This is a genomic window from Breznakia blatticola, from assembly GCF_004365815.1.
GTDB classification, from domain to species: Bacteria; Bacillota_I; Bacilli_A; order Erysipelotrichales; family Erysipelotrichaceae; genus Breznakia; species Breznakia blatticola.
In genome coordinates this window covers 1-8,909 of the sequence record NZ_SODD01000065.1, presented here as the reverse complement: position 1 = coordinate 8,909, position 8,909 = coordinate 1, and the positions used below count along the sequence as shown (strand labels likewise).

6 protein-coding genes are annotated in these 8,909 nt (G+C 32.6%); all 6 read left to right on the top strand.

Going from position 1 to position 8,909, the window contains the following annotated elements; translation table 11 throughout:
• The first annotated feature begins 154 nt into the window (after nucleotides 1-154).
• The 6 genes from EDD63_RS11040 to EDD63_RS11015 all read left to right on the top strand — a co-directional run bounded on the left by EDD63_RS11040 (nucleotide 155) and on the right by EDD63_RS11015 (nucleotide 8,824).
• Nucleotides 155-832 carry a response regulator transcription factor gene (locus tag EDD63_RS11040; protein WP_134171370.1) on the top strand — a complete coding sequence of 226 codons (678 nt, stop codon included), beginning with the start codon at nucleotides 155-157 and terminating at the stop codon, nucleotides 830-832.
• Nucleotides 833-1,345: 513 nt separating this feature from the next.
• Nucleotides 1,346-2,563 (top strand): NlpC/P60 family protein, encoded by a 1,218-nt coding sequence (locus EDD63_RS11035; protein WP_243833774.1) that lies wholly within the window; start codon nucleotides 1,346-1,348, stop codon nucleotides 2,561-2,563.
• Between the two features lie 34 nt (nucleotides 2,564-2,597).
• On the top strand, nucleotides 2,598-3,269 hold the full coding sequence (locus EDD63_RS11030; RefSeq protein WP_166667636.1) for a response regulator transcription factor: 672 nt from the start codon (nucleotides 2,598-2,600) through the stop codon (nucleotides 3,267-3,269).
• Nucleotides 3,262-4,632 carry a histidine kinase gene (locus EDD63_RS11025; RefSeq protein ID WP_134171368.1) on the top strand — a complete coding sequence of 457 codons (1,371 nt, stop codon included), beginning with the start codon at nucleotides 3,262-3,264 and terminating at the stop codon, nucleotides 4,630-4,632. Before EDD63_RS11030 ends, EDD63_RS11025 begins: the two co-directional genes overlap by 8 nt.
• Nucleotides 4,629-5,264: a hypothetical protein gene (locus tag EDD63_RS11020; RefSeq protein ID WP_134171367.1), complete on the top strand. Its 636-nt coding sequence runs from the start codon at nucleotides 4,629-4,631 to the stop codon at nucleotides 5,262-5,264. Before EDD63_RS11025 ends, EDD63_RS11020 begins: the two co-directional genes overlap by 4 nt.
• A 188-nt stretch (nucleotides 5,265-5,452) precedes the next feature.
• Complete coding sequence (locus tag EDD63_RS11015; protein WP_134171366.1) at nucleotides 5,453-8,824, top strand: SdrD B-like domain-containing protein; 3,372 nt, start codon at nucleotides 5,453-5,455, stop codon at nucleotides 8,822-8,824.
• The last annotated feature ends 85 nt before the right edge of the window (nucleotides 8,825-8,909 follow it).

Sequence of the window (8,909 nt, the reverse complement as noted above, 5' to 3'; positions counted from 1 at the left end):
AAGTCAATTTATAGTTTCCAAGATTATCTCAATGGAAATAATAAAATGACTTTTTCTTTGTTTTTCTAGTCATATCTATTTGATGTTTAACAGTTAAGATTGAATCGTGTTGATTGTGTCATTTTTTAATTGGTGTGAAGTGTGAGGAGGAAAAATGTATAAAATTTTAATAGTTGAAGAAGATGAAAGCTATTCAACAAAGTTAAAAGAAGCAATAGAGAAAAAAGGTTACGACGTAAAAAACATAAAAGATCCAGTAGAGGCAGTAGCAAATTTTGTAAACGTACATTATGATCTCGTGGTATCTGAACAAATGATGGAAGGAATGAATGGAATTCAAATGATTTCTATTTTAAGAGGGATACATCCAACATTAAAAAGTATGATTCTGACTGCAAATCCAGATGAAGAAACTGAAATCAAAGCAATTGAAGCAAATGTGGATCACTATTTTAGTAAAAATAAAAGTATTGATGTTACCACAAAATATATTGAAGAATTGCTTCGTAAGGAAATTATGCTTAAATCAGAAGATGGAAATGAGTTAGAATCACAAAGAGAAAATATCGTTGTAGACACAAAGAAAAGACAAGTTACTAAAGATGGTGAAGTCGTAGAAGTAACAAGAAAAGAATATGAATTATTAGTTATGTTTTTAGAAAACAAAGGAATCGCATTGAGTAGAGAAGAGATTGCAGAAAAGATTTGGACAATCGATATAGAGGATATTGAGCTTAGAGTAATTGATGGACATATTAAACGATTACGATCAAAACTTAATATATTCTGTATTACATCTATACGTGGTTATGGATATAAATGGGATGAATAACTTAATGAGAGAAGCATTGAAAGATAAGAATAAGCAATAAACACAGTATTTACATTGCAATACATGCAATATTTTGGCAAAGATTGAAACACATCAACTGAATCTTATCATTCATTAAATAGTAAAAAGTAACAAAGGAATTATTTATATTTTTCCTTTGTTTTAGTGGTTTATTTTTTAAAAAGAGCAAGAGAGAAAGGAAAACACTTCAGCGTAAGTAGAGAATTTGACAAAAGGGTTATGTGGTTTATCTGGAGGGGTAGATTACATAAAATAGAAATTAAAAGTAATAGAGTTAAAATTTTATGTATAATGTTGGTAATACACCAACTGATACATACGTACAAATACACACAAAAAGGGTGATATGTTACTGTGTGAATACATATGACAAAAGAGCAAGGGAAATAGAAAGAAAACCTTACATTGTATCTGTTTAAAGTTTGTATCGTGAAGTAGTGAAAAATACTTTTAGAAAGTTGGACGAAATACAATACTATATGAGGGAAATTCATGAAGAAAACAACAATTGTAATGGGGAGCATACTCGTTGGACTGGTATGCACAATTTTTTATGTGAATCTAAAAGATCGCGAAGATATTTGCGAAATAGAATATGGGAGTTTTTTTGATGCAAAAGAACACTTAGATATTCCAAATGATGCAAATGTGTTATCTATAGATGTAGATACGAAACTACCAGGAACGTATGTTGTAAAGTGGGAAGAAGCAGATACGAAATACGAAAAATCTGTAATTGTGAGCGATACAACAAACCCAAAAATTGAATTGTTGCAAGAAGCAACTACGACAAAGAAGATTCATTTGAATCAAGATTTTATGGTGGAAGGAAACCTACACACAATCTCAGATGAAATTGATGGAACTATGCACAAAGTGATGATTGTTGATCAAGAGACATTTGAACGTACAAGAAGTGAAATGGCAAAAAAATATTTACAAGAACATAAAAATGTATATGTTTCAAATCAAGATGTACAAGCTTATAAATCTCAAAGAGACACATATGGATATGCAATGTTATATTCCAATGTAGATACAAGTCGATTAGGTACTTATGAAGTAAATGTTATGGCAATTGACCATAGCTATTTAACAACAGTAGTTTCATACAATATCGAAGTAGTTGGTGAGGATGAGCTAATTCAAGAACAAGAACTTGCAGCAGGAGCAACAGGATCTAAAATGGGTGACTTAGCAATGCAACTGGCTACTGAAAAACAAGGGTTAGCTAGTATTGCTCCAGACGATGGATATTATGAAGTAGACAAACGTTTGGGAAATGAATTTATTGAAGCTCCAATTACAACTACAAAAAATGCAGTTGCAAATGCAGCATTAGCTAAACAAGGAGAACAACTAACAAGTGAACAACTTGTTACATATGCACTAGTAGATGCAGGTATAATTACAGGAAATCATCAATTGCTTGATGTAATTGATGCGCGACATTTTCCCGAATTGGCTACATCTTTAAGTGAGAGTCAAATTAAACCAGGTGATTTAGTTTATTATGATGATGCAGGTTTTGGAAGTGCTCATGTTGCAATTTATGTTGGGGCGAATCAAGCAGTGCATGGAGGATTTGAAGGAAATAGTGTACAAATTTCACATGTGCAATTGGCATATGCATCAACACCTCGTTTTTATCGTTTTCAAACAAGAATGACATGGGATGAAATTTATGAACGTGTAACAAACAATCAATAAAATGAAATAAAGTACAAAAGAAAGGATGGTGATTATGGAACATATATTACTTGTCGAAGATGATCGTTCGTATGGTCAATTCCTTACAAAGCTGTTAACTGAACATGGATATCATGTAGACACATGTGAGAATCCAATCGATGGAATTGAACAATTAGCAAAAGATACGTACGATTTAGTTATATCAGATTTAGTTATGCCAAATATGAATGGTGTACGATTTACAAAAGCCGCGAAAAGTATTCAACCAAATGTAAAAACTATAATATTAACTGGAAAACCAGATGATGAAAGTGAAGTAGATTCCATTAACAACCAGATTGATTTGTACATGGTCAAAGAAAAGGGGATCCAAGTAATTCTCACATACATTCGTTTGGTATTAGAACGAAAACAACCAATTGAAGAAAATCATATTCTTTATTCAAAAGCGAATCAAATTGAATTGAATCAAAAGACACATCAAGTATATAAGGACCATGAATGTGTAAATTTGACTCGTAAAGAATATGAGTTGCTTGCATTGTTTCTTGAAAATAAGGGGAATGTATTATCAAGAGAAGAAATCATTGAAAAAGTCTGGATGATGGATAGTAATGATGTAGAACCTCGTGTAGTTGATGTGCATATAAAAAATCTACGCGATAAGTTACATATATTCACGCTAGTAACAATCCGTGGATTTGGATACAAATGGAATGAATAATAAACATACATTAAAAATAGTAACGGGTGTACTTATTGTTGGGTATGTCATGTGTATGGGAATGTTTATCTATAATTTCCTTAATTTAGAGGAAGTATATAGAGAAAATGAACTTGTCTATATTCAAGATGCTGAAAAAGCATTAGAAGCATTATTCGAACAAAATCCAAGTGATTATACAAAACAAGCAGAAAAAGTCATCAAGAAATATCCAATGGAACTTGTTGTACGCAACGAACAAAATGAAGTTTTATATAAAAGTTTACCTATGAATGCATCCTCATATATGGGATATTTAAATAAAGATGCATTACTTGAAGAAGCTGAAGGATTTTATGAAAAAGATGATGAGAACATAATCTTCTGGTATGGCTTATATCAGATGAAGGGAAACGAGAATTTAGAATCGTATCTAGTGAATCAATCAATGATACTTGTAGGAGCATTTGTATTTATTACAATTGGCATATTTGTATTAGGTAGAAACTTACTGCTTCCATTAAAACGAGTTCGCGATTCAGTTTCTAAGTTAGAAACTTATGATTTTGAGAATCTTGGTTCAAGCGAAGATAATGTCAATCGTGAGTTAGAAGCTTTTGCGAAAAAGTTGGAAAATAATATACATGCCGTATCACGAAAACATACGATTTTAGAACAGCAATTACAATTGGAACGAGAACGACTCAATAATACAATAATTGTTTCGCGATCGTTTATTCATGATTTGAAAACTCCAGTACATCAATTGATCTTGGAGAATGAATATAGTATGTCTAATGAACAACTAACTACGAAACAAATCGCAAAAATGAATATCGAACTAAGTGAGAAACTCATGAAAAATGTAAATGAAGTATTAGCGATTATGAAGGGTAACTTCTATAATGTTAAAGCAGAAACTACAGATGTTGATTTTGTCGCAGTTGTAGTGGATGCAATTAAATTGTTTTCAAAAACGTTAGAAAGTAAACAGTTCTCACTAAATGTATCTGTACCTGAGAAACTAGTTGGTAACTTCAATAAATCTACTGTGCAATTACTAATTCATAACTTGATGTCCAATATGATGAAATATGCATCCGCAAAATCAGAATTATCTATATATATGGAACAAAAGGATACACAATTAAAACTCGTCTTTGAAAATATAAGTTCGCAAGAGAATATTAAGAGAATGAAAAGTAGTGAACAACTATTTAATGCTGTTGAAGTAGATAGTGGAAAAGAACACGTGTATAGCAGTGGAAATGGACTCTTTCTTATCAAGGATCTAACAAACTTATTAAGTGGAACATATGAACTATCAATAGAAGGAGAAAAGGTAATGATTACAATTTTATTACCTAGACATGATGCCAAATGAAATTTGGTAAGTTGATAACTATTTGTTTCATATTACTTAGTTTCATGGTTCCTGTATTAGCAAATGAGGAGGATGTAGAAAGTACAGATCCTGAATCAATAAAAAAACCAGGTACATACTTTATCAAAGTACAAGTAGGTGAGCCTGGAAATGAAGTCACTCGATACATTAAAACAACTATCACATTTCCTAAATCAAAGATTAATGAAAAAAATCAAGAAGGAATAGATGCAAGTGATATACGTATACAACCAAATACAATACAAAATCTTTCAAATAAAGAACTGATCAATAAGGCGAATGTACGTGCATGGAGTTTAATTGATGGAAAGTCAGTACCAATTACAAAAGTAATGGTTAAAAAATCAAATGAATCACAAGTTGCTTATGTAGTTACATTTTCTACCAAGAAAAATACATCGATACAAGCAAATGTATACGAGGGACAAGTTAGTAAAATGTCCTTTGAAACATTAGCGATTTATCTATCAGAAGAACATCAAAGCAATCGTTGGTCAATTACCAGTATTGCAGTTGGAATGAGTATATTACCTATAATCTTGATATTAGTTGTAAGCTTTTATTTGCAAAAACAATTGCACGCTAGCCAACAAATACTTTATGAAAAATAATGGATATAAATGATAAAAGGATGTCATTTATGTCCTTTTCTTTTGCTTTTTAAAGACGAAAAATCGGAATGACATAATCTTAATAATCTATATTTAAACGTGTTTGTATTGAAAAATAGGCATTGTTACTATATAAATGCAAAGACCATATCAGTATGGTTTTTCAGCAACCACGGGAGGGATAGAAAATGAATAAGAATTTTCAAAGAATTTTAAAGTCATTACTAGCCTTTGTCTTGTGTGTGACATCGGTGGGAGTATTCTCCTCCGACGTTCTCGCAAAAGATGATGCGTTAGCGAATGATGATGTAAGTGTAAGCCTTACACAAGAATATAATGAACAGGAGAATAAGGAATACGTCAATTTTACAGTTGATGCAATTCACGCTGATGTTAATGTAATCAGTATTGTGTATCCTGATGCAACAGAACGCAAAACGGATGAAAACACATACGAATACGTGGCGGAAAACAACGGTGTGTATGAATTCACGGTAAAATACTTAATCGACAATCCAGACACGCAAGAGACAGAAGAAAAAGAATATGTCTTTAACGTGGAAACTGAAAGTATTCAGGATGTGAAAGAACCTGAAGTTACTACAACAAATGAAGCAACTTCAGTATTTGCACCATTCAATAGTGTATTACCAACACTTGCACCAGTAACAAGTGACAAAGTTACTGTTGAGATTCCTGAATATGTAGAGTTAAATGGTTGGAAAGCCGGACAAGCATACGATGTAGTTGTTACTGTTGATTTAAAACAAGCAGGAGTGGCAGAAAGATATCTTAATATTACCTTACCTCAAGGTATGAGATATGCTGCATACCCTGTACTTAACAAAAACGAAAATGATATCACGCAAACACCAATGCCTTCTCCTAACGATGTATTAACAGAATCAGTAGCGAAGTTACCTACAAAAAGTGCATACTATGATAGTTATTCTGGTAAGTTAAGTTACAAAATTAAAGGTGATGTTGAAAGTTATGAACTACGCTTAAAAGTTACACCTGATGAATATTTAGCATACGGAAATAAAGATAACTTTGCTAATGCAATCGTTGTTGATGCTGAAGCAAACGGAGTGTCTCTAGGAAGTGTATCAACAAGTGTTAATGTTAAGCATACAAAAACTGGGAGTGCATATTTTAATCAAACCGTTGCACATACGACAGCTAAGTTAGGAGACACAACTCCATTATTAACTGCACCGATGTTTATGGGACTTGGTAATCCGCATAACCCATATCTATTAGAAGCGGAGTATAAAATTTACTATCCAATTGGGGCAAAATTTGATTCAGTAGCTCAAGGAGAACTTGTTAGTTATGATGATACTGAAGGATATGCAATCGTAAAAATCAAAAATTGTAGCCCTGGCAGAGATACTGGAATAATTCAAATTCGACTAAAAACAGATGAATTGACAGCAGGAACGTATGTTGCATCAAAAAAAGCAGACATGAAGTTTACATATTATGATGGAACAATAATGAACGGATTAGCACCAACTGGATTAAAAATCAATGTGATTGATGAAAGTGCAATTAAAGATAAACTAGGAATACGAGCACATACGGTAGAGTATAAAAAAATTGCTGAAAACCAAAAGTCGGTAAACCTTGTATACTACCTTTATGGAACGACGATTAAAGAAATAAAAAATCAATGGTTAGATATCTCAATTGAGGATTATTTAGCAGATACTATTACTTTTCCAACGGGTTCAAATCCAGGAGCGGTAGTAACTTATACAACAACAAAAAATAGAATTGTCGAAACAAGCTTATATAAAGTTGACACAAATGACGGTGTAGTCCAATATGGAGTAAATAGAGAGACAGAAGGTCTTGATACTAATGAGTATTTCGAAAAAGTTACTGTGAATATCGGTACATTTAAAGCGGGATACAATACTGGCATTGTGCCTTTAAATGGCTACCACAGTAATAAATATAAAGTTATTGGAAGCCTAGATGAAAGTTCTTCAACGGGAACAATTAAGCTTCGTACTTACGCATTAGATGAAAACAAAGTGGCTGCCACTGAAACAGTGAGTGAATTCACAGGAACTGTAAACTATGAATCGAATATAATTTCTCAGCAAATAAATGATCCTACAGCAGAAACTCTAACGCTTAATGCTGGAGAAACTGGAAAACTCTCATTTGCAATAAATCATAATTTGCGATTAACTTGGGAAACAAATGAATCGTACGTTTCCTTAACTAAAGACCCTTCAATGATATTGAGAGTCCCTAAACATATAACGTATAGTAACTTTAAAGCAACTCAAAATGGTGAAAATGTAAATATAAATGTTTCAGAGCCATATGAGAAAAATGGAGAAACATACATTAAAATTGATACAAAGACGTATTTAGGTGGATATGTTGATGGTAAATATTATGGTGAAATTGAAATAACATGTGATGTCACTGCAAGTTTGCTTGCATCAGGAAGCTACAATTGGAAAGATAATTGCTGGTGGACCGCGGCAAACACTAAGTATAGAGGTACTGACTATAAATCTAGCTTAGATGTGAATGATATTGTTAATAATGGAGATGCGACTGTTGACTCTATTTTCTCGGTACAACAAAATACAGTGTTAAACATCAATGATAAAAAGTCATTACTTATTGATACATATTTAGTTCCAACTGGAGGATCACGTCAACTACCATATGACGGAAATGCAGATTCTGCTGTTGGATTTACTCCAAGTGCAGCAGGTGAATATACTGTTGAAGTTATGAACAACCGTGATACTAGTGTTGACAGCTTTGTTACATACTTACCAGTACCAAAAACTGGAAGAAATGTTGGGACAGAATTTCAAGATAATGCATTTACTTGGGACATGAAGGTTACAGGTACTGCAGATATTGAGGTTACAGATCAAGACACTGTAAATGAAGCTAAGAAATCAAAATATAAAGTTTATTATAGTGATGATGCAACTCTAGATACAGTTAAAATTAAAGCAGATGGAAGTGATTCGTCAACTTCTGGTATTACATGGTCAACAACACCAACCGCAAATACACAAATGATTAAAGTTGTGTTAGATGGTGGAATGGATCCATATGAAAAAGCAACATTGACATTTGATTATGAAGTTGCTGAAGATTCAAATAGTGTAACTGGAGCAGGAGCTGCCAAACTTGGTGCAGTAAATGACTTTATGCCTTACACATACTTTAAAGCTGGAAGTGCAAGTTGGATTAATGGAACACGAGTTGGAGCAATCCTACAAATTGGTTCCATTGAAGGACAATTATTCCTAGATAAAGACCTTGATGGTATTTACAATAATTCTGACGAAATGATGAGTAATGTTGCGTTAACATTAACTAAAATGGATGGAAGTTCAACTGTAACTGTTAATACAGAAGCAGATGGATCATTTGCATTTGAAGATTTAGCAGCAGGAAGTTACAAAGTAGACTTCAATGGAGCACTTAGTGGTGGTAACAAACAATACTTTACATTCAAAAATAAAGCTACTGGAAATGATATCGGTTCTATGGTTGATAATACTGTAGAATAGCATGACAAATGCAAAGGAAATTGAAAAATCTAGTCAAAACAAATGAACCAGCAATTGCAAAAGTATGACTAAAAGCTAGTCAAAT

Bases quoted from the DNA above. Each gene is read 5' to 3' on its own strand.
- EDD63_RS11015 (WP_134171366.1), top strand. From the start codon at position 5,453: ATGAATAAGAATTTTCAAAGAATTTTAAAGTCATTACTAGCCTTTGTC.
- EDD63_RS11030 (WP_166667636.1), top strand. From the start codon at position 2,598: ATGGAACATATATTACTTGTCGAAGATGATCGTTCGTATGGTCAATTC.
- EDD63_RS11020 (WP_134171367.1), top strand. From the start codon at position 4,629: ATGAAATTTGGTAAGTTGATAACTATTTGTTTCATATTACTTAGTTTC.
- EDD63_RS11040 (WP_134171370.1), top strand. From the start codon at position 155: ATGTATAAAATTTTAATAGTTGAAGAAGATGAAAGCTATTCAACAAAG.
- EDD63_RS11035 (WP_243833774.1), top strand. From the start codon at position 1,346: ATGAAGAAAACAACAATTGTAATGGGGAGCATACTCGTTGGACTGGTA.
- EDD63_RS11025 (WP_134171368.1), top strand. From the start codon at position 3,262: ATGAATAATAAACATACATTAAAAATAGTAACGGGTGTACTTATTGTT.